Annotated in this window: 17 protein-coding genes, 8 tRNA genes and 1 rRNA gene; all 26 read right to left on the minus strand. The window is 36.2% G+C overall.

The annotated features are described in order from the left end of the window. Window positions 1-91 precede the first annotated feature (91 nt). Window positions 92-167: transfer RNA gene (locus tag FH144_RS10965), tRNA-Ala, on the minus strand. Window positions 168-183: 16 nt separating this feature from the next. Further along, window positions 184-257 (minus strand) — tRNA-Pro (locus tag FH144_RS10970). A gap of 26 nt (window positions 258-283) precedes the next feature. Beyond that, window positions 284-360, minus strand: a tRNA-Arg gene (locus FH144_RS10975). Between the two features lie 11 nt (window positions 361-371). Next, window positions 372-460 (minus strand) — tRNA-Leu (locus tag FH144_RS10980). Window positions 461-467: 7 nt separating this feature from the next. After that, window positions 468-542: transfer RNA gene (locus FH144_RS10985), tRNA-Gly, on the minus strand. 24 nt (window positions 543-566) lie between these two features. Beyond that, a tRNA-Lys gene (locus FH144_RS10990) sits at window positions 567-639 on the minus strand. 5 nt (window positions 640-644) lie between these two features. Continuing rightward, window positions 645-720, minus strand: a tRNA-Thr gene (locus tag FH144_RS10995). Between the two features lie 12 nt (window positions 721-732). Then, window positions 733-808, minus strand: a tRNA-Val gene (locus FH144_RS11000). Window positions 809-817: 9 nt separating this feature from the next. Continuing rightward, a 5S ribosomal RNA gene (gene rrf / locus FH144_RS11005) occupies window positions 818-932 on the minus strand. Window positions 933-1,490: 558 nt separating this feature from the next. Beyond that, on the minus strand, window positions 1,491-2,981 hold the full coding sequence (gene lysS / locus FH144_RS11010; RefSeq protein WP_242315862.1) for a lysine--tRNA ligase: 1,491 nt from the start codon (window positions 2,979-2,981) through the stop codon (window positions 1,491-1,493). A 203-nt stretch (window positions 2,982-3,184) separates the two neighbouring features. Beyond that, window positions 3,185-3,664 carry a 2-amino-4-hydroxy-6-hydroxymethyldihydropteridine diphosphokinase gene (gene folK, locus FH144_RS11015; protein ID WP_242315864.1) on the minus strand — a complete coding sequence of 160 codons (480 nt, stop codon included), beginning with the start codon at window positions 3,662-3,664 and terminating at the stop codon, window positions 3,185-3,187. Beyond that, entirely contained in the window at window positions 3,665-4,030 is a 366-nt protein-coding gene (gene folB / locus FH144_RS11020) for a dihydroneopterin aldolase (protein WP_242315866.1), read from the minus strand. It lies immediately after the preceding gene. Beyond that, window positions 4,008-4,811: a dihydropteroate synthase gene (folP, locus tag FH144_RS11025; protein WP_242315868.1), complete on the minus strand. Its 804-nt coding sequence runs from the start codon at window positions 4,809-4,811 to the stop codon at window positions 4,008-4,010. Before folP ends, folB begins: the two co-directional genes overlap by 23 nt. A gap of 267 nt (window positions 4,812-5,078) precedes the next feature. Next, on the minus strand, window positions 5,079-6,011 hold the full coding sequence (cysK, locus tag FH144_RS11030) for a cysteine synthase A (RefSeq protein WP_103165624.1): 933 nt from the start codon (window positions 6,009-6,011) through the stop codon (window positions 5,079-5,081). A 228-nt stretch (window positions 6,012-6,239) separates the two neighbouring features. After that, window positions 6,240-7,124 carry an Hsp33 family molecular chaperone HslO gene (hslO, locus tag FH144_RS11035; RefSeq protein WP_107508148.1) on the minus strand — a complete coding sequence of 295 codons (885 nt, stop codon included), beginning with the start codon at window positions 7,122-7,124 and terminating at the stop codon, window positions 6,240-6,242. A gap of 245 nt (window positions 7,125-7,369) precedes the next feature. Continuing rightward, window positions 7,370-8,608 carry a penicillin-binding protein PBP4 gene (pbp4, locus tag FH144_RS11040; protein ID WP_242315870.1) on the minus strand — a complete coding sequence of 413 codons (1,239 nt, stop codon included), beginning with the start codon at window positions 8,606-8,608 and terminating at the stop codon, window positions 7,370-7,372. A 251-nt stretch (window positions 8,609-8,859) separates the two neighbouring features. Then, a complete protein-coding gene (ftsH, locus tag FH144_RS11045) occupies window positions 8,860-11,022 on the minus strand; it encodes an ATP-dependent zinc metalloprotease FtsH (protein ID WP_242315872.1) in 2,163 nt (720 codons plus the stop codon). Between the two features lie 285 nt (window positions 11,023-11,307). Then, the gene (gene hpt, locus FH144_RS11050) at window positions 11,308-11,847 is read right to left on the minus strand and encodes a hypoxanthine phosphoribosyltransferase (protein ID WP_242315874.1); all 540 of its coding nucleotides are present in this window, start codon (window positions 11,845-11,847) and stop codon (window positions 11,308-11,310) included. Beyond that, window positions 11,844-13,139, minus strand: a complete 1,296-nt coding sequence (gene tilS / locus FH144_RS11055; RefSeq protein ID WP_242315876.1) for a tRNA lysidine(34) synthetase TilS — start codon at window positions 13,137-13,139, stop codon at window positions 11,844-11,846. The genes hpt and tilS overlap by 4 nt, the downstream gene beginning before the upstream one ends. Before the next feature lie 288 nt (window positions 13,140-13,427). Then, window positions 13,428-13,829 carry a S1 domain-containing RNA-binding protein gene (locus FH144_RS11060; RefSeq protein WP_107505805.1) on the minus strand — a complete coding sequence of 134 codons (402 nt, stop codon included), beginning with the start codon at window positions 13,827-13,829 and terminating at the stop codon, window positions 13,428-13,430. A gap of 124 nt (window positions 13,830-13,953) precedes the next feature. Continuing rightward, window positions 13,954-14,358, minus strand: a complete 405-nt coding sequence (gene divIC / locus FH144_RS11065; protein WP_103165619.1) for a cell division protein DivIC — start codon at window positions 14,356-14,358, stop codon at window positions 13,954-13,956. A gap of 20 nt (window positions 14,359-14,378) precedes the next feature. Continuing rightward, window positions 14,379-14,657, minus strand: coding sequence for an RNA-binding S4 domain-containing protein (locus FH144_RS11070; protein ID WP_107508152.1), 279 nt, complete (start codon window positions 14,655-14,657; stop codon window positions 14,379-14,381). Further along, on the minus strand, window positions 14,654-15,844 hold the full coding sequence (locus FH144_RS11075) for a MazG nucleotide pyrophosphohydrolase domain-containing protein (protein WP_242315878.1): 1,191 nt from the start codon (window positions 15,842-15,844) through the stop codon (window positions 14,654-14,656). Before FH144_RS11075 ends, FH144_RS11070 begins: the two co-directional genes overlap by 4 nt. Further along, entirely contained in the window at window positions 15,844-17,418 is a 1,575-nt protein-coding gene (locus FH144_RS11080; protein WP_242315936.1) for a putative polysaccharide biosynthesis protein, read from the minus strand. Before FH144_RS11080 ends, FH144_RS11075 begins: the two co-directional genes overlap by 1 nt. Further along, on the minus strand, window positions 17,408-20,917 hold the full coding sequence (gene mfd / locus FH144_RS11085; RefSeq protein ID WP_242315880.1) for a transcription-repair coupling factor: 3,510 nt from the start codon (window positions 20,915-20,917) through the stop codon (window positions 17,408-17,410). Before mfd ends, FH144_RS11080 begins: the two co-directional genes overlap by 11 nt. Beyond that, window positions 20,914-21,486: an aminoacyl-tRNA hydrolase gene (gene pth, locus FH144_RS11090; RefSeq protein ID WP_242315882.1), complete on the minus strand. Its 573-nt coding sequence runs from the start codon at window positions 21,484-21,486 to the stop codon at window positions 20,914-20,916. Before pth ends, mfd begins: the two co-directional genes overlap by 4 nt. Window positions 21,487-21,664 lie beyond the last annotated feature (178 nt).

Below are 21,664 nucleotides of genomic sequence, written 5' to 3' on the forward strand. Positions count from 1 at the left end.
TAAATAATGTTTGTAACATTTAAGTTACTTATTGGAATTAACGTTGACATATTGTCATTCAGTTTTCAATGTTCATTCTAAAATCTTTAAATGGTGGAGACTAGCGGGATCGAACCGCTGACCTCCTGCGTGCAAAGCAGGCGCTCTCCCAGCTGAGCTAAGCCCCCATAATATTTTAAGAAGTCGGGAAGACAGGATTCGAACCTGCGACCCCTTGGTCCCAAACCAAGTGCTCTACCAAGCTGAGCTACTTCCCGTATGTAGTTATTTAAGTAATTTTAAATGGCGCGCCCGATAGGAGTCGAACCCATAACCTCTTGATCCGTAGTCAAACGCTCTATCCAATTGAGCTACGGGCGCTATATTTAAAATGGTGCCGAGGACCGGAATCGAACCGGTACGGTGATCTCTCACCGCAGGATTTTAAGTCCTGTGCGTCTGCCAGTTCCGCCACCCCGGCAAAATAATGGAGCGGAAGACGGGATTCGAACCCGCGACCCCCACCTTGGCAAGGTGGTGTTCTACCACTGAACTACTTCCGCGTTAACGATTATAAAATAATCGTATGAGCCATAGAGGATTCGAACCTCTGACCCTCTGATTAAAAGTCAGATGCTCTACCAACTGAGCTAATGGCTCAAAGATGGTGCCGGCCAGAGGACTTGAACCCCCAACCTACTGATTACAAGTCAGTTGCTCTACCAATTGAGCTAGGCCGGCAATATAATTGAATGGTGGAGAATGACGGGTTCGAACCGCCGACCCTCTGCTTGTAAGGCAGATGCTCTCCCAGCTGAGCTAATTCTCCAATTTATAAGCCTGGCAACGTCCTACTCTAGCGGAACGTAAATCCAACTACCATCGGCGCTAAGGAGCTTAACTTCTGTGTTCGGCATGGGAACAGGTGTGACCTCCTTGCCATTGTCACCAGACAATAACTTACTCAATCAATTATAATGTTGTTTGTTTTAATTTTCAATAGTTAATTTTACACTTTCTTAAACTTTCGTTTACAAGTTGTTTACAAAATTAACTTTCGTTTTTGACGACTTTTATATCTTACAATATCTAAAAGTTCATGTCAATTAGTTTTTCAACTTTTATTAATAAAAGTTTTAACTAACACTGTGTTTTTCGAACACTCATAATATATTAGCACATCGTTAGCGCTCTGACTACTCTTTTTTTACTTAACTTTCCTGGAAAAGTTCCCCTCTTTTTTACTTATGTAATCATAAATGCACTACTATCACTTTATTCTTTCGTTTTACATACTATTACGCCCTAAAAGTCATAGCTTAGACTATAAAGTATTGTGCCCGAGTCCAATAAATCAAAAGACGTTACATATGCTACTGTGATTTACAATCTTTAAGATCAATCCCTCTCCTTATTTAATTTCATTTGAAGTCTACCTATCTTTTATTACTTTTAAAAATATAAAAAAACGCTAACCACATTAGCAGTTAGCGTTCTCAAATCATCTGTATTTATTTTTGTCTCATATAAGGGAATAATAATACGTCTCTAATAGAAGGTGAATCTGTTAATAACATTACTAGTCGGTCAATACCGATACCTAGTCCACCTGTTGGAGGCATACCATATTCTAATGCTTCGATGTAATCCTCATCCATTTCATGCGCTTCGTCATTGCCTTGTTCTTTTTCAACAAGTTGTGCTTCGAAACGTTGACGTTGGTCGATTGGATCATTTAACTCTGTAAATGCATTGGCATGTTCTCTACCTACTATAAAGAGTTCGAAACGATCTGTGAATCTTGGATCTTCCGGATTTTTCTTAGCTAGCGGTGAAATTTCGATAGGGTGACCGTAAATGAATGTAGGTTGAATTAACGTTTCTTCAACTTTTTGTTCAAAGAATTCATTTAAGATATGACCATATTTCATATTGTCAGTAATTTCAATACCATGCTCTTTAGCCAATGCTTTAGCTTCTTCGTCAGTTTGAACTTGATAGAAGTCCACACCAGTTGCTTCTTTAACAGCATCTACAATGTGTAAACGTGTCCATGCAGATTCTAAATCAATCTCTTCACCATTATATTGAACTTTTGCTGAGCCGAATACTTCTTGAGCAATGTGTCTAACCATAGATTCAGTTAAATCCATAATGTCGTGATAATCCGCATATGCTTCATATAACTCAATCATAGTAAACTCAGGATTATGACGTGTAGATACACCTTCATTACGGAATACACGGCCAATTTCGTAAACTTTTTCAAGTCCACCGACGATTAAACGTTTTAAGTGTAGTTCAATCGCAATACGCATATACAATGTCGCGTCTAAAGCATTATGATGCGTAACGAATGGACGTGCCGCAGCACCACCTGCGATTTGGTGCATCATTGGTGTTTCTACTTCTAAAAAGCCTTTTTTATTTAAGAAATTACGCATTTCTTGAATAATTTTACTGCGGTTAATAAATGTACGTGTACTATCTTGGTTAGTGATTAAATCTAAGTAACGTTGACGATATCTTTGTTCAATATCCTGTAAACCATGGAACTTGTCTGGTAGTGGTCTTAAAGCTTTAGATAATAAAGTGAATGTTTTGGCTTTGACTGATAATTCACCAGTATTTGTTTTGAACATTACACCTTGAATACCTACGATATCTCCTAGGTCAGCACTTTTCCAAAGATTATCAAAATCTTCTTCTCCAATTTGATCTTTACGTACATAAATTTGGATTTGACCTGTTAAATCTTGTACGTGTGCGAAACCAGCTTTACCTTTACCACGTTTCGTCATTAAACGACCAGCAATTGAGACATGACTTTCTTCTTCTTTGTCATGTAGTTCTTCTTTAGAGAATTCATCCCATTGTGTTTTTAATTCACTAGCAGTAGCTGAACGTTCAAAGCGTTTACCAAATGGGTCAATTCCTAAATCGATTAATTCTTGTAGTTTTTGACGGCGGACCTGCATTTGGTCATTCATTTCTTCTGACATAACTTTCTCTCCTTTAAGCTTCTTGTTTTTCTGCTAATAGTTCCATATAGTTTTTTGGAATTTTTGCAAGATATCTATCATTTTTATTCAGTATTAATTTGGTTTAGCGTTATATGTACTTCTTGTCGCCTTTAACATCAATAAAGTAAATGAAGCATTCTTAAATCATTTCATTACTTCAATGTTCCACATAATTAAAGCTTTTAACCTTTATATTTCTTAACTGTCTCATCTGCCATTACCAAATCACTTATTGGTTTTTGTGAACGAGGTTCAATCTTATCTGATGCAATATCATTAAGCGGTATTAATACAAAGGCACGCTCGCTCATACGTGGGTGCGGGACCACAAGATTTTCTTCTTCTATTATGTCATCTCCGTAAAGTAAGATATCAACATCTAGCGTTCTCGGGCCCCAACGAATTTCTCTCACACGATGTAATCGTTGTTCTACTTCAAAGCAACTTTTAAGGAGTGCTTGTGGCGTCAATTTTGTGGCGATCTCTATACATAAGTTTAAAAAATTGGGTTGCTCCGTATAACCTACAGGAGCGGTTTCATATATTGGAGATACATTTACAACTTCAATGCCGTCAGTGTTATTTAACATATTGATAGCTTCTTGCAATTGTTGTTCTCTTTCACCAATATTACTCCCCAAACCTAAATACGCTTGTACCATTTAACGATTCTCCCTCACTATCTCTATTCCTACACCGTCATAATATCCTGGTATGGGTGGGGTTTCTTTAGTGATTCTGACTTTCGTTTCCATTACACGATTATAGTGTGAATTTATACGTTTTGCAATACGTTCAGCTAGATGTTCTATTAAATTACATGGTGGTCCTTCCATGATTTCTTTAACATCTTCGAACACCTCTCCATAATGTACTGTATCAGTAACCTCGTCGGATTCACCCGCTTCTGCTAAATCAACTTTCAACGTCACATCTACTTTAAAGATTTGACCGATATCATTCTCTGCAGGTAAAGCTCCGTGATATGCATAAAATTGCATTCCATTAAGAAAGATTGTGTCGTTCATCTTCATTCTCCTTTAAGAAGTCCATACTTTGACCTAAACGTGCGTTTAATTGCACATTATGGACGCGTACAGCTTTAACGCCTTTCATTATACCATAGGCCGTTGTCGCTGCTGTTGCTTCATCGCGTTCATGCGCCTTTGTTTCTGTCCCAATCATTTCTTTAATAAAACGTTTACGGCTTGTCGCTAATAAGATGGGATACTCTGTGGCTACAAGTTCGTCTAAGCGTGCCATAACTTCATTTTCTTCTTCACGACTTTTGGCGAAACCAATACCTGGATCTAACCATACTTTATGCTGAGGAATACCAGCCATTTCCGCTTTATTTGCTTGGGTCATTAATGATAACAACATTTCTTCGACAACAGGTTGTTCTCGATGTCCGTCGCCATTATGCATGAGCACAATCTCTGCGTTATATTCAGCTACTTTTTCTAAAATTTTAGGATCATATAACCCAGCCCATTGGTCATTAATCATTGTTGCGCCAAGTTTTAAGCATGCTTCCGCCACTTCACTTCGATATGTATCTACAGAAATTTGAACGTTAAATTGAGCTAATTCTTTAACTACAGGTACAACACGCTCTAATTCCTCTTCTATTGAAATTTCTGTGTAGCCAGGTCTTGTAGATACGCCTCCTACATCAATAATATCCACGCCTTCTTCAATCATTTCTTTTGCGCGAACCACGGCTTTTTCAACTGAATTGTATTTGCCTCCGTCAGAGAATGAATCTGGCGTCACGTTTAAGATACCCATAATTTTTGTTTTAGTCATTTTTGTCACCCTTTGCTAAATTTGAAAATGAATAGACCTAGGTCTTCGATAATTTATACTTTAGAAACGTATTAACTTTTTCTCCAAAGCACTATTGTGTCCTAACCTTTACTTATATTTAATGATACCATTCTATCGGCAATGATTTCAGTATCTGTACTTACGCATGTCCCATGCAATATTACATATAAGGTTACTACCTTTTCAAAAAAGAAAAGCTGAGACATTTTAAATAAATGCCCCAGCCTAAAACGATATAATATTCAATTAATCTTCGAATGAATATAAAGGTGTAGATAGGTAACGTTCACCGTTACTTGGTAGTACAGTTACAACTGTTTTACCTTTACCTAATTCTTTTGCTTTTTGGATAGCTGCGTAGATAGCAGCACCTGAAGAGATACCTCCTAAGATACCTTCTTCTTTAGCTACACGACGAGATGTTTCCATTGCTGTTTCGTTGCCAACTTTAATGATGCTATCATAAATTTCAGTGTTTAATGTATCAGGTACGAAACCTGCACCTAAACCTTGTAATTTATGAGGACCTGGGTCTCCACCACTTAATACTGGAGATGCTTCTGGTTCAATCGCAACGATTTCAATGTTAGGATATTTGTCTTTTAAGACTTTACCTGCACCAGATAATGTACCACCCGTACCTACACCTGCTAAGAATGCGTCAATTTGTTTACCTTCAAATTGTTCAACTAATTCTGGACCAGTTGTTAATGCGTGTACTTCAGGATTAGCTGGGTTTTCGAATTGTTGTGGTTCGAAATAGCCGTGTTCTTCTTTTAATTCTTTGGCTTTTTTAATAGCACCTTTCATAGCTTCTGAACCTGGTGTTAAGACTAATTCTGCACCGTATGCTTTTAATAAATTACGACGTTCAGAACTCATTGTGTCAGGCATTGTAAATACTGCTTTATAACCTTTAGCAGCACATACGAAAGCTAAACCAATACCTGTGTTACCACTTGTTGGTTCAACGATTGTATCGCCAGGTTTAATTTTGCCTTCTTTTTCAGCTTTTTCAATCATCGCTAAGGCGATACGGTCTTTAACTGAGCCACCTGGATTTTGATATTCTAATTTTACATAAACATCTGCTGCATCTTCGTCTACTACGTTTCTTAATTTTACGACTGGTGTATTACCAATAATTTGCGTAATATTATCTACTGGTTTTTGTGCCATTGAAAAACGCTCCTTTATCATTCTAATTTAAAACTTAGTTGTTTTATCGGATATACTTATATTCTATCAGAATTTTCTAAAAAGACAAAGCTAATTCTTTCGTTAAGCTATAAAAAGTTACTTTTTACGTTTACGTCGTTAATTTTCCCCTAAAAAAGAGACGATAAACACTTGTTTACCGCCTTAAATCAATAGGCTAGGAGGTTGAGAGCCCAACTCCCCCTATTTTTAAGCTTTCATTGTAGTCAATAATTCTTCTAATTCGCCTTCAGAGTAGTTATATTTATTACCACAGAAATGACATACCGCTTCGGCACCGTGATCTTCTTTAATCATATCTTGAACTTCAGCTTCTCCTAAACCTTTAATGGCATTAAGGAATTTCTCATGACTACAGTTACATTCAAATTGTGCATCTACTGTTTCTAACATTTGCACATTCTCTGTACCTAGAATTTCATTTAACAGACCTTCTGGTGTTAAACCTTCTTCAATTAGTTTAGATACAGGTTTCATATTATTAATGGCATTTTCCAATTTAGTTACTGTTTCATCTTTAGCGCCAGGCATAACTTGAATGATAAATCCGCCGGCAGCTTTTATAGAGTTATCAGGGTTAACTAGCACGCCTAATCCCACTGAAGAAGGTGTTTGTTCACTTGTCGCAAAGTAGTATGTGAAATCTTCACCTAATTCTCCTGAGACAATCGGACTAGCACCAGAGAAGTAATCCTTCATGCCGACATCTTTAACGACTTGAATTGAACCGTCTGTACCTACTGCACGTCTTACATCTAATTTACCTTGTTCGTTTAACGGGAAGTGAGTTTGAGGTTTATCTACATACGCACGCACATTACCTTGAGCATCTGCATCCGCGATAATACGTCCGATAGGTCCTTTACCATCTACTGTGACAGTCAATTTTTGGTCACCTTTTAACATCGCACCCATTAAGAGTGTAGCAGTCATCGTTCTACCCATCGCAGCTGAAGCAGTCGGCCATGTATAATGACGTGTTTGTGCTTCTTGTACCGATTCTGTAGTGATCGTCGCGTACGCACGAATTTCTCCATCAAAAGCTAATGATTTCACAATATAATCATGTGTCATTGTGTTTATCTCCTTTATTACATCTAATTTTATATTATTTATTTTTAAAATGTGGACTGAGTAATGTCTTATCTTTAAGGATATTTATTCTACACTGGTTTAATAAGAATATGAAGTAACTTGCTTTGGTATGTAAATGAGTACATTAAGCCTATTTTAAACTAAAAAGAACACCGAAACCAATAACAATTTCAATGATTTCAATGTTCTTCTATAAATTAAATAACTTTTAAAAATCCATGTATCTAATTGTTCTTAATATATATTTTAATACCAAACATTACTAAGAAGGCGAATAAAATTAGCCCGAAAATTGCTAGGCAGATATGAAAAAATACTTTAAGAGGACTTTCATAGTTTTCAACTTTTACACTAGGCGCATGATGTCCTTTTATAAAATCACGATTGTAATCAACATATAAGCGTTGATCTTCTGAAATTTTCAATTTGTATTTACTTTTATCTTTAGGCACTAAATCATATAAATCTTTTTCAACAATCATTTTTTTATCGCCAATTTCATGTTTACCTTTTGTCATCACTTTTCGATATTCATATTTTTCAAATGCTTGTTCTGTTAGTATATTCGCTAATTGTTGACGCGCATGTTTCGCGGTGTCATCAGGATAAGGCTGAATATTAAAGATATCTGTATTAATCCTTAAATGATGACGTTTGGCAGTTAACACAAGATTATATCCTTGCGTACTTGTACCAGTCTTCAAACCATCAACATCTTTCATCCCATCTACCTCATTAGGTAATGAAGTATTAGTATTATGTAATTCAATGTTCTTTTGCGTATCACTTGTAAGTTTTGTAATGTCTAAGAGTTCAGGATGTACCTTTAGTATTTGGTTAGCAAGCAATGCCATATCATATGCTGTAGTGCGTGAAACAGTCTCATCTTTATAACTTTTAAGGTCAAAAGGTTTAATAAGATTGTTATTAGCACCACTTGGATTAGTGAAATATGTATCTTTCATTCCTAACTTTTTAGCTTTATCGTTCATGCGATCCGTAAATTTAGATGAATCCCCGTCGATATGTTCTGCTAACACTAATGTAGCTGCATTACTCGATTCAAGTGCTGCTTGTTTTAACAATTGATTAATAGTGAACGTTTGTCCCTGTTGAAGCGGAAATGTAGTTAGATTGGGTAATTGTGACATTGCAGCGTATCTAGACGTAATTTTAACATTATCGTCCATTTTAATTTTACCGGATTTAATATCATCATATATTAAAAACATAGTCATTAATTTAGTTGTTGATGCAGGATCAACTTTTTTATTTTTATGATATTCATATACTATTTGCCCATTATCGGCTGTTACTACCATGCCTTTAGGGTTATATTTTTCATCTATGTATTTATTCTGTTGTTTAGCAATATCGACTGGTGATTGTTGTGCTTGAACAACAGGTGACATAACTAATGAACATATTAATAACATCATTAGCGTTGTAAGTACTTTTCTCAAAATTCCTCCTCCTTATAGTTTCAACATTTAATGAGACGGTCGATGTAAGTTACATAATATAAAATAATTCATATTGCTGATTATAAATTGAACATTAATATATTATTGTGCGCTTTACATAACTATTATAACGTAAAATTAAAATTAGACGACTACAATTATTAAATCTATTGAAAAAACAAAAAATCTCCTTCTACTAAGGGGATTAAACTTAGTGAAGGAGATTGAGTTTAAACTATAAACTTTATCAATTATCTGTTGTCTGGATTGTTTGGATTAAATGGTTTGTCGATATTAGGAGATTGCTCATAACCTGTTTCATCTTGGCCATCTGAATCTCTATGATTTCTATCGTGTGAATCGTCACGTAAACGATCATGTCCAGCATGGTTATCTCTACCATCTCTTTGTTGATCTCTACGAGTGTCATCACTATTATCATGACAATGACCGTGGTCATCTTCGTTATCGTCATCACGTTGTTCTTCACGGATGTCATCGTAAGATTTACCATATTTTCCATGATTAAAATCTGAATCGTCATCTTTTTTAACAACACGTGCAGAATCGTAATCCACTTCTGGTAAAGTACCGTCGTAGAATAATGAGCGAATTTGTTCTGCTACTAATGTTTCTTCAGTTAATAATGTTTTAGCGATAAGTTTAAGTTCTTTTTCATGTTCTAATAAGATTTGTTTACAACGTTCATATTGTTCTTTAATAATACGTTGTACTTCTTTATCAATTTCATAAGCGATTTGACCTGAGTAGTTAGGTTCGCCTTGCATATCTTTACCTAAGAACACTTGTCCGCCGCTACTACTTGAGAATTGTAATGGTCCGAGTTTTTTACTCATACCATATTCAGTTACCATAGAACGGGCAATTTGCGTCGCTCTTTCAAAATCATTAGATGCACCTGTAGATACTTCGTGGAAGTTAATATCTTCAGATACACGTCCACCTAAGAGACCACAAATCTTATCTAATAATTCTGGTTCAGTCATTAAGTAACGATCTTGTTTAGGTAACATCATTGCGTAACCGCCAGCTTGACCACGTGGCACGATAGTAACCTTGTGTACCACTTCTGCTTCATCAAGCACCATACCGATAACCGTATGTCCTGCTTCGTGGTGTGCTACGATATTGCGTTCTTTTTCAGAAATAACACGTGATTTTTTAGCTGGTCCAGCGATAACACGGTCCGTTGCTTCTTCAATGTCACGCATGTCAATTTTGTTTTTACCTTCACGCGCAGCAATTAATGAAGCTTCATTTAATAAGTTCTCTAAGTCGGCACCAGAGAAACCTGGTGTTCTTTGTGAGATTGCTTTTAAGTCTACCGTTTCATCAAGTGGCTTGTTCTTAGCATGTACATGAAGAATAGCTTCACGGCCTTTAACATCTGGACGACCCACTTGAATTTGTCTGTCGAAACGACCTGGACGTAATAACGCTGGGTCTAGAATATCAGGACGGTTAGTTGCAGCAATCATGATGATACCTTCGTTTTCACCGAAACCATCCATTTCAACTAGTAATTGGTTAAGCGTTTGTTCACGTTCATCGTGACCGCCACCAACACCGGCGCCACGTTGACGACCAACCGCATCAATTTCATCGATAAAGATGATACATGGTGCGTTTTTCTTAGCGTTTTCGAATAAGTCACGTACACGGCTTGCACCAACACCCACAAACATCTCAACGAAATCAGAACCACTGATTGAGAAGAAAGGTGCGCCAGCTTCTCCCGCTACGGCACGTGCTAATAATGTTTTACCAGTACCTGGAGGGCCTACAAGTAATACCCCTTTAGGTATTCTTGATCCCATTTGTTTGAATTTCTTATTATCTTTTAAGAAATCTACAATTTCAATTAACTCTTGTTTTTCTTCGTCTGCGCCAGCAACATCAGAGAAACGTACACGACGTTTTTGGTTATCGTACATTTTAGCTTTGGATTTACCAAAGTTCATCATACGACCGCCACCGCCGCCACCTTGTGCTTGGCTAAGGAAGAATATAAATAATAAAGCGATAATTAATACAGGAATAAGTGTAGTTAACATGCTTACAAAGACACTTTGTTTTTCTTCTTCTTTAACTGTAAAATCTAATCCCTTTTGGCTTTTGACTTCATTTGTAATTTGTTGTAAGTCTTTTTCGTTGTTGTATAAAATAGTTGAAGAGTAATCTTCATCATTTTTAGTTTTACCACTTACCAAGTACACATTTTGTTCAGGTTGGATTTCTAAGGTTTTCAAGTCTCCTTTATCCAATTTCTCTACAAATTGTGAATAGGAAAGTTGTTTCGGAGTATTACCATTCCCATTTATGTAAGAAAATACGCCGAATATAATAACGCCAATAATTGCGATAACTAGCACATTGCGAAAAGCTTTCTGCATGCGTCATTTCCTCCTATTTCTATAATAAAGCTAACAAAAATTGTAACACAATACTTCTTTTAAAGGCTAGCATTTCAACTTTTGTATCACTTTTCAAATTCCCCATAATATCAATCGTTTGAAACTACTTCTATCTGAAAAATGTAAGCATGTATCAGATAAAAATATTCTATATTTTGAATAGGAATTTAAGAATATAAAATGAGTCTACACCAAATTGATATTTAAGTATAGTTATTATATCTTAAACCCTATTTAATATCTTTAAAATCGAAATTCATTAATTTATTTGCTATAAATTTCTGCTTTTAATGTGCCAATGTAAGGTAAGTTACGGTAATGTTCAGCATAGTCTAAACCATAGCCCACAACGAATTCGTCAGGAATTTTCTTACCAACATATTTAGCTTCGATATCTGCTTTACGACGGTTTGGTTTGTCTAATAAAGTTACAATTTCTAGTGAATTTACTTTACGTGACTGTAAAAGTTCGGTAATTGATTTTAAAGTTGTACCAGTTTCTAAGATATCTTCAATGATTAGGACGTCTTTATTTTCAATAGAAGAACTTAAATCTTTCAAAATTTGAACTTCACCTGTAGATTCAGTACCACCGTGATAGCTTGAAACATCCATAAAGTCGATTGCTAAGTGTGTATCGATACGTTTAATCAAATCTGCCATAAACATTACAGATCCTTTTAAAATTCCTACACATACAAGTGGTTTGTCTTTATAGTCCTTAGTTAATTGTTCACCCAAGTCTTTACAGATATTTTGAATATCTTCTTCGGTTAACAAAATTTCTTTTAAATCGTTCTTCATTTCTCATTCATCTCCAATTTCTTAATCTCGATATATTTATCGTATGCCTCAGCAATATATAAATCACCTATGGCAATAATATTGTGTTGTTGATCTTCAACTAATGGCATTTGGGCACGGTCGTCATTATCAATTTTATAATCTATCAGTAGCCGACTTACTTTTTTATGGCCATTTTGACCATTTAATTTAAATTTATCACCATTATGACGTGTTCGAATCGTTAAAGGGAAATGTTGCATAGCCAAATCTGAAGAAATCGTAATACGATAATGTCCAAATCGATATGTATCTGCGTGCGTAATGATTTGCTCGTCTAATATAGGTTCCTTATTTTTTGCCATTAGTATAAATTTATCATAAGCAATTTGAATTATCCATTTTTCAGAAAGAGTTATTTCAAATTGTGCTGTTTGACTTGAGATTTGTTCAAACCATTCTCGATAATTCTTTTCTGAAAAGGTTTTATCTAGATGTATATGTTCAATTAGTTTATCTAATAACACCATTTTAGCTATTTCATCAAGGGCATTAAATTCATCTCTCTTACATTGAAAATATTCTAGACTGTCTTTATGTATATTAGCATTCATAAAGCACTCTACACGTTGGTGAGTAAGACGTAGTTGAGTATCATGCCAATGTTTTAATTTTAACAGTTGTGTACTATCGAGATCTACATTGCTATCAATCATAGGCAAGATACGATTACGAATATCATTACGTGTGTATTTATTATCATGGTTTGAATGGTCTTCGTAATATGGCACCTGATGGCGTTGTTGGTAAGCACGAATATCATCTTTAAATGTATCTAATAATGGCCGACATATTTTATAATGATGACGCCAAGAAGTATCGGCTATACCTAATGAATTCCGTGTTGAGCGTCCAGTAAACACACGATAAAAAATTGTCTCAAGTTGATCATTTAAATGATGAGCTGTGACTAAAACATCCGCTTCTAAGTCATGCATCATAGTATCGAACCACTCATAGCGCTTATGTCGAGCGTCTGCTTGAATACTTTTACCTTGTGCGACTAAGTTTGAAAGGTCTAAATGTTTAATATAACAAGAGATGCTATGTTGTGCACAGTAATCTTTGATAAATTGTTCTTCTTGTTGCGATGCTTGTCGTAAACCGTGGTTAACATGTAAGCATGTAAGTTTTTTATAGGTGTGGCGTAATTCAAATAGTAAACGATGTAATAGACACATACTGTCTACGCCTGTTGAAACTGCGAGGACAATATGATCTGTTTCTTTCCAAAGTGGCGTATTCACTTTCACGTCATTCACCTTCTTATCTTAATGTACTATCATTCCTTGGCTCACTCTTATTATCTCATGAAAAAAGGAGTGGAACTAAAATTCAACATTGAATTCTATGTCCCACCCCGCACAAAGTAACTAAGCTCATATAATATCTTATGGCTTTCTTCTAGTGCAACAATCGTTATCTTATTAAATTATCTAGGATGTAGAGATTGGGACACCGTTTATCGGCTTCCTAGAGCCCGATTTCCCTATATCTCAATCTCGATAGCTTACCTAGTTATTATCACAAGAATATATTAATTAACGTCTAGAACCCTTACCGCCGCGTCGAGATTCAGTTTGACGCTTGATAGAAGTTAATTTATCTTCACTATCTTTTAGGAAATTACTTAATTTCTTTTCAAAATCTTCACCTTTTGGTTGTGGTGGTTTATTTTGACTAGTTTTATGATGTGGTCTACGAGGACGGTCTTTCGCTTTTTTAATTGAAAGGCTAATTTTACCGTCGTCTGCGATAGATAACACTTTAACTTCAACTTCATCTCCAACTGATAAGTGATCTTCAACATTCTCAACATAGTTATCAGCCACTTCACTGATATGAACTAAGCCACTTTTTCCTTCAGGTAACTCTACAAATGCACCAAATTTTTTGATACCTGTAACTTTACCTTTTAGCTTGTTTCCTACTTCGATTGACATATTCTAAATGAATCCTCCCGATTTTGTTTCGATTTTAACCTTATTATATTCCTGTTTTAACTTTTTCACAATGCTATAAAACGATTATTTTAAACCCGTCCGAGACAACAATAATTAAGCTCGATTATTTTGAATTATCATCGGAAGATTTAGATTTGGAAGACTTATCATCTTTATCAGGTAATTTGAAAATAACCTCACCTTTATTACTTAAATAATAATCATCTCTAGCGACTTTTTCTATATAATCTTTATCGTTTAAATTATTCAGTTCTTCTTTTAAAGCAATTTCTTCATCTTGTTTCTTTTGAAATTGTTCTTCTTTTTGTTTACGTTCAACCGCCATTTGATCATTGCTGTGTTTTTGGAAGACAAGCATGATGGATAGAATGACTATAATCGCTAACAATAGACCTCCAAAGACAGTGACTCTGCGTCGTACAATTTTCATTTTTTTCTGTTGACGCTTTCTTTTACGATTTCTCTCAGAGGTATACTGGTTACCGATTTCTTCTACCTTTTTACTCATAGCTTGTCACTTCCTTCAATCTATTCGTCATCAACTTGATTATTATTAATGCGCTCTTCTTTTATCAAATCATACATTCCTTTAGCATTCTCTTTCGATGCATGTTCACTTAAACCAGTTACTTTTACTGTGACAAGCTTTTGGCCGAAACGAATGACTAATTCGTCTTCAACTTTAACATCTGTGCCAGCTTTAGCGACATTGCCGTTAACTGTGATACGACCTTGATCGCTGATTTCTTTAGCTAGCGTACGACGTTTAACAAGTCGTGATACTTTTAAATATTTATCTAATCTCATGAATTTCTCTCCCCTTGTTGCAAATAATTTCTAAGGGTTTCTTCGTCAAAATCCTTATTTTTGGTTTTATCATACAATGACATGAAATGGTCTGCAAATACTTTCTCAAATTTCATGCGAGGCGTTTTACCTTCTTTACTTTTGGCTATCTTCCATATTTCATTTAAATCTTCAACTGACTCTGCGTTTTCTTCTCCGAAAATGTGTGGATGACGACGAATCATCTTAGCAGTTAAACTTTCGATGATTTCTTTAATATCAATGTAGCCTTCTTTTTTACCAATACTTGCATGTAAGAGCACTTGTAACAAGATGTCACCAAGTTCCTCTATCATATGCCAATCGTCTTCATTATCAATCGCTTCAAATAATTCAAAGCTTTCTTCGATTAAATAACGTTTTAATGAATCATGTGTTTGTATACGATCCCAAGGACAACCTTTTTCATCATCAACTAATCGATCAATAATTTGAACGGCAAAGTCGAAGTCTTGATACATCGCTTCCTCGTCAGTCACTTTAGGTACAAAGACACTTGTTAAATTATTAAATGCCTCTTCATGATGATCGAGTTCATACAATGGCACTCTAAGTACAGAAGCCCCTGTACTGTGCGCACCGGTTACAATCGACACTAAAAAGTCATCAGGATAACGTTCCATTAACGTAATTTTGATGTCTGCTGCCACCATAGCGCTATATACTTGTGTAATTAATGTATGTGTACGTATGTTCAAGGTATTTTCAGCTAGTGCAGTACCATCCAATAAGGTGAAACCATCGTTAGGGTCTTCGCCAATAGCCGCAAAGACGTCATCGATAAAGCTTTTACCGCCTAGAACTTTAACGTCTATATCGTCGTGTGTTGCGTTATATTCAAGCAACTTAGCTGTCGTCGTTTCAGCTACGCGGGGATGGCCAGGAACTGCATACACCACATCCTCTGTCTGAGCTTTCTCAATTAATGTGTCTACAATTTGTTGGTAGACATCATCAAATGCTTCGTTAGCTTCATAAATGTGGTCGAAACTTTCGAAATGAAGTTCGTCTTGTAAGCTTTTAATCACTGGGTGGTCGAGTGTACGTGCATAAGCGTGTGGTTGTTGCGTTAAGAAACGATAAATTCCTAACGGCAAGTCTTCAAGATCATAGTTTCCCAAGCCAACAACTGTAATTGTATGTCCCATTAACGTCTTCCTTTCTTCATATGATACAACTTATCACCAAACGGTAAATGTTTTAATTCTTTATATTCTAAAATGTTCATATATACTACTGCTATTAATAATACGGCAACACCTATCATGGCTACAATCAATAATTCAACAAGCCCACCTAAACGGCCGACAGATGGCAATATGTGCATGACCGTTTGAATGATAAGGGTCATGATGCCAAGTGCAGTAATCATTTTCAAAATGAATCTTCGCATTCGAGTAAATCGATAATGCTTCGTCACCTCATAATGTAAGATTATCCCAAAGAGTGTGAGTGACAGTACTGTACTTACACTTGCGCCTAAGATACCAATATGATGGGTGAAGATTACATTGAATAATCCTTTAGATACTAAGCCGATGACAACACCAATCAAAATAGGTTGAATACGGTTAAGTACTTGTAATAGCGCAATATCCATCATAATCAGCGAGACACAAATTACGGTTAACATGTAAAAGTCTAGTGTGGCACTTAGACTATTCGTTTTAAAGAAGATGTGATTCATCATAGGTAATAAATTGATTAATCCGATACCTGCCGCTGCACTGATTAATATTGTAATTTTCAATGAGGCATTGGCGTAACGGTTCATTTTTACATGATTATGTTGCGCGATAGCTTCTGTTAACAATGGAATGAGGACAAAGCTAAATGTTGTCGTTACAATAAGCCCCATTTGAATAAACGAAGCTCCTCGATCATAAATCCCTTTTTGTGTAATCGCTTCTTTAAAATGTAAACCGTATGCTTGTAAGGTATGGACTACCGTGAAGCTATCAATAAATTGCCATAGAATGACTAGTAATTGACTCAACGCAAAGATAAGCGTGGCCATAAATAAGCGTTGCCAAGGAATGGCGTTAATTTGGGACTGCATTTTCAAAGGGAAAGGTCTTGTAAATATTAAAAAGATACTAGAACCTAAAAATCCGAGCAACGATGCCAAGATAGCGATGGTACCAGCTTGATAAACGGTCCAATCTCTTACCATAAATAATCCAATGGCTACAATAATAAAACTAACGCGAATAAATTGTTCTATTACCTGAGAAATAGCTGGCAGGTTCATACGTTGTCGACTTTGATAAAAGCCACGGAACACACCGAGTACACCAATGAAAAGGTAGCTTAAACTTGCCATTCTAAGCATAGGTGCGAGACGCGGATCCCCCATTAATGTAGCCAATGGATGTGCCAAGATAAGGGTAATCCCAAAGATAATCGCTCCTATAACTTGAAACCAGATTAGCACTTTGGAAAATGCTGACGCCTCACCATTGTTGCCTAGTGTTTGAGTAACTGCACTAGGTATAGCATTCATGGAGAGTATCATGCCTAATGCGACAATCGGATAAATTTGTTGATACGCATATAGACCAGTATCTCCAAGTACATTCTGGTAAGGTACGCGATAAATGGCACTTAACACCTTTACTATAATCAATGCTACCGTCAAAATGACTACCCCATTGAATGTCGATGACTGCGATGATGTGTCAGTTTGCACATTCTCAGGTTTAAGCGATTGCTTAGAGTTCATTTTCAATAACCATACTTCCTTCAAGACATTTAACTAAGAATTTTAAATTCTCGAGCCACTGTTTAGATTTAGTTAGCGTGATTTGCATTTTACCTTCTTTTACGCCTAGTTTCATAGCGCGTCCTAATGGCTGCGTCTGTTTGAATAATTCTTCACCATTCATTTGTTCAGTGCCTTTAGCAGATAAGAAGACTTCAAGTTGTTTGCCTTTATCTTTAATTAACGTCACACCTGCGTGTAAAGCATGAATTTTAATTTCAACCATTTCTAACAAGCGTTCTACTTCGATCGGATAATCATTGAAGCGGTCAATTAACTCATCTTTGATATCCATTAATTGTTCTTGCGTTTCGACTTTACGAAGCTTTTTATATATTTCAATTTTAGCTTGTTCATTTTGAATATATTCTGCCGGTAAATAGGCGTCAAGATGCAATTCCATTTCAACTTCAGGTGCATCCGGCTCCTCTTCTTTAATACCGCGTTTTTCATTAACCGCTTCTTCTAACATTTGTGAATAGAGGTCAAAGCCGACAGAATCGATAAAGCCATGTTGTTGCTTACCTAATAAGTTACCAGCACCTCGAATGTTTAAATCGCGCATTGCAATTTTAAATCCTGAGCCTAATTCGGTAAATTCTTTAATCGCTTGGAGACGCTCTTCTGCCGTCTCGGTTAATACTTTATGCGTTGAATGTAAGAAATAAGCATAGCCAATTCGACTTGAACGTCCAACACGGCCTCGCAATTGATACAACTGGCTAAGGCCAAAACGATCGGCTTCTTCAATAATTAGCGTATTCGCATTCGGTACGTCGACACCTGTTTCGATAATTGTCGTTGTCACTAAGATATCGTATTCACCATTGATAAAGCTCAACATCGTTTCTTCCAGGTCACGTTCAGTCATTTGACCGTGAACGACTGTAATATTTGCATCCGGCATCAGCATCTGTAATTGTTCACGTTTCTCATAAATCGATTGCACTCTGTTATAAAGATAGAATACCTGGCCGTCACGTGATAATTCACGTTCTAATGCTTCTTTGATAAAATTACTGTTTTGTTCTAGCACATAGGTTTGGACTGGGAAACGATTCTCTGGCGGTGTTTCAATGACGGATAAATCGCGGACGCCCAACATACTCATGTGCAATGTTCTTGGAATTGGTGTTGCTGTTAATGTTAACACGTCGACATTCGTTTTCATCGTTTTAATACGCTCTTTGTGGCGTACACCAAATCGTTGTTCTTCATCGACAATAAGTAAGCCTAAATCTTTATATTGAATGTCTTTACTTAGTAGTTTATGCGTACCCACGACGATATCTACATACCCAGATTTTAAGCCTTCTTTCGTTTCTTTAATCTCTTTAGTGGAACGGAAGCGGCTAACCAATTCAATTTGTACTGGGAAATCTTGCATACGTTCAATTAATGTTTCGTAATGTTGTTGGGCTAAAATCGTTGTTGGTACTAAGAAGGCGACTTGTTTTCCTTCCATCACTGCTTTAAACGCAGCACGTACCGCAACTTCTGTCTTACCGTAACCCACATCACCACATAATAAGCGATCCATTGGACGTTCACGTTCCATATCACCTTTAATCTCTTCAATAGACTTCGCTTGGTCAGGCGTTAACTCGTATGGGAAATCCATTTCAAACGCACTTTGTTCAGCTGTATCTTCGCCATATTGATACCCTACTGACATCTCGCGTTCTTTATATAGTGCAATAAGTTCATCGGCAATATCTTCAACACTTTGTTGAACTTTCGCTTTCGTCTTCTTCCATTCGGTACCGCCCAATTTATTTAACCGTGGTGATTTATCTTCTGAAGCCACATATTTTTGAACTTGATCCATTTGATCGACAGGCACGAAGAGCTGGTCTGTCCCTTTATATTGCAACTTAATATAGTCTCGATGGACATCGCCAACTTCTAATGTTTCCACGCCTAAGTAACGTCCAACACCATGATGTACGTGAACAATATAGTCACCTACATTAAGATCTTGATAAGATTTGATTTTTTCAGCGTTCGACATCGTCTTCGTACGCTTACGTTGTTTCTTCTGTTTCGTTTTGAAAAGCTCTCGCTCCGTAATTACTACCAACTGCATATACGGTAGTTCAAAGCCTTCAGATAAACTGCCTTCTACTACGATAGCTTGGCCAGTTTCAATGTCGCTATGAACATTTGTTACGGTTGGAATATGCATTTCATTTAGCATAGATTGGATACGGTCAACCTTCGTTTCCGTTTCAACTAAGACGACAATTGTATAGTCATTATGTACGAAACGTTGAAATTCTGAACGCATAATATCGTATTGACCGTAGAACTGTTGAACAGGTTTACATGAAAATTTAATAATATGCTGGAGTTGGACCGGCATAGATGATGTAAATAACGTGAAATAGGTTACCGGATAATCATTCAACAACGTTTCAAAGCCATCATACTGCATAAATGATTGCCCTATAAAACCGTTCCCACTCTCTATTAAATTCTGGATAAAGTCATCCACTTCGGTCGTTAATGTTTTCTCCGTTTCTTTAATACGGTTATATTCGTCAGCTACAATGATGGCATCCTTTTGGAAATAATCTATCAATGTAGAAGGCTGCTCATACATAAATGACACCAGACGTCGTAGTAATTGATGATCAAAGAATGTAGATTCAAACAATTTGAAGCTTTCATATGTTTCTTTCAAATCATTACGTACAGATTTATCAATCTTCGGACGTGTATGTTCATAGGCTGCTTGCAATTCGGTTTGAAGATGTTGAATGACTCCATCTGTAATAACGTAATCACTCGCCGTAGTAATCTCTATTTCTTCAACATTCTCATTAGAACGTTGTGTTTCAACATCGAAATCACGGATTGAATCGACTTCGGTATCAAACAACTCGATGCGGACAGGTTGCCCAATAAGTGGATAGATATCGATAATCCCTCCACGTAGAGAGAACTCTCCGATATGGGAGACGACACTTTCACGTCGATATCCCATATTCACTAATTTATTTAAAAAGTCATCAATATCAATATCATCGCCCACTTTTAAAGTCGTTTGATGCTCTTTCCACATGTCCACCGGTGTGAGCCATTTCTTCAAACCATTTAATGGAACGATAAATAACCCTTTCTCATTATGAGCTAAGGCAGTCAGTGTTCTAACACGTTCACTCATAAGTTGAGGGCTTTGTGTTGAAAATTCTTCAGTCATAATATCTTGCACTGGATATTTATAAACTTCTGAATGATCTACATATTGTAAAATGTCTGTTTCTAATTTATCAGCTTGATATAAATTATTAGTAATCAACAGCATTTGTTTTTCGTCTTTTAAATACTTTTCAGCAATAATTGTAGCTTTGGCTGAGGGAGAAAGGCCTGTAACGAGAATATTCTCTTGCCCAAAGACCTCGTCAAGTTCCTGGAAACGTTTGTCATTCTGAATATAATCTGAAATAATCGATCTCAATTGACTTCTCCATTATATTCATTCATAACATGATCAAAGCGTGAACTTTCGATAAATGCTTCAACGGCTTGCGCTGAATGTTCAATCACTTTCTCCATTGTCATCATTTCTTCTTTAGAAAATTTCTGTAATACATAATCAGGAACTGACATACCATTCGTTGGTCTCCCTACACCAATACGAATACGTTTAAATTGATCTGTACCAAGATGTTTAATAATCGATTTCATTCCGTTATGTCCGCCAGCACTACCTTTCTGGCGTAAACGAATATTTCCTTGAGATAGATCTAAATCATCATATAAGACGATTAACTCATCTACTTCAACATTATAATAGTCCATAAGAGGCGCTACGGCTTCACCTGAGAGATTCATCATCGTCATAGGCTCTATAAATAAGACTTTTTCTCCATTAAGACGTTCAATTGTGTAGGCGCCTTTGAACTTTTGTTTATCTAGCGAGAAATGATTGTTTTTCAAGATGTAATCAACCACTTCAAAGCCGATATTGTGTCTTGTTAATTCGAAACGTTTACCTATATTTCCAAGACCCACAATACATTTCATGCGTTGTACCTCCATTGAATTTCATTTTATATGTTCATCTACAAAACTGTAGTTAGTGATATCGTTTAATCATTATCTTATTCTATAACATTCCCTATAATAACACAAAAAGCACTATGCTTATTAGGATAAGCACAGTGCTTGGACTATAAATAGTCTGAAGTATAGTTATGACGTT

This window comes from Staphylococcus sp. acrmy (genome assembly GCF_022690565.1).
GTDB classification, from domain to species: domain Bacteria; phylum Bacillota; class Bacilli; order Staphylococcales; family Staphylococcaceae; genus Staphylococcus; species Staphylococcus caledonicus.

Coding starts and splice junctions, on each gene's coding strand:
- lysS (WP_242315862.1), bottom strand. CDS start 2,981: ATGTCAGAAGAAATGAATGACCAAATGCAGGTCCGCCGTCAAAAACTA.
- folK (WP_242315864.1), bottom strand. CDS start 3,664: ATGGTACAAGCGTATTTAGGTTTGGGGAGTAATATTGGTGAAAGAGAA.
- folB (WP_242315866.1), bottom strand. CDS start 4,030: ATGAACGACACAATCTTTCTTAATGGAATGCAATTTTATGCATATCAC.
- folP (WP_242315868.1), bottom strand. CDS start 4,811: ATGACTAAAACAAAAATTATGGGTATCTTAAACGTGACGCCAGATTCA.
- cysK (WP_103165624.1), bottom strand. CDS start 6,011: ATGGCACAAAAACCAGTAGATAATATTACGCAAATTATTGGTAATACA.
- hslO (WP_107508148.1), bottom strand. CDS start 7,124: ATGACACATGATTATATTGTGAAATCATTAGCTTTTGATGGAGAAATT.
- ftsH (WP_242315872.1), bottom strand. CDS start 11,022: ATGCAGAAAGCTTTTCGCAATGTGCTAGTTATCGCAATTATTGGCGTT.
- hpt (WP_242315874.1), bottom strand. CDS start 11,847: ATGAAGAACGATTTAAAAGAAATTTTGTTAACCGAAGAAGATATTCAA.
- FH144_RS11060 (WP_107505805.1), bottom strand. CDS start 13,829: ATGTCAATCGAAGTAGGAAACAAGCTAAAAGGTAAAGTTACAGGTATC.
- divIC (WP_103165619.1), bottom strand. CDS start 14,358: ATGAGTAAAAAGGTAGAAGAAATCGGTAACCAGTATACCTCTGAGAGA.
- FH144_RS11070 (WP_107508152.1), bottom strand. CDS start 14,657: ATGAGATTAGATAAATATTTAAAAGTATCACGACTTGTTAAACGTCGT.
- FH144_RS11075 (WP_242315878.1), bottom strand. CDS start 15,844: ATGGGACATACAATTACAGTTGTTGGCTTGGGAAACTATGATCTTGAA.
- FH144_RS11080 (WP_242315936.1), bottom strand. CDS start 17,418: ATGAACTCTAAGCAATCGCTTAAACCTGAGAATGTGCAAACTGACACA.
- pth (WP_242315882.1), bottom strand. CDS start 21,486: ATGAAATGTATTGTGGGTCTTGGAAATATAGGTAAACGTTTCGAATTA.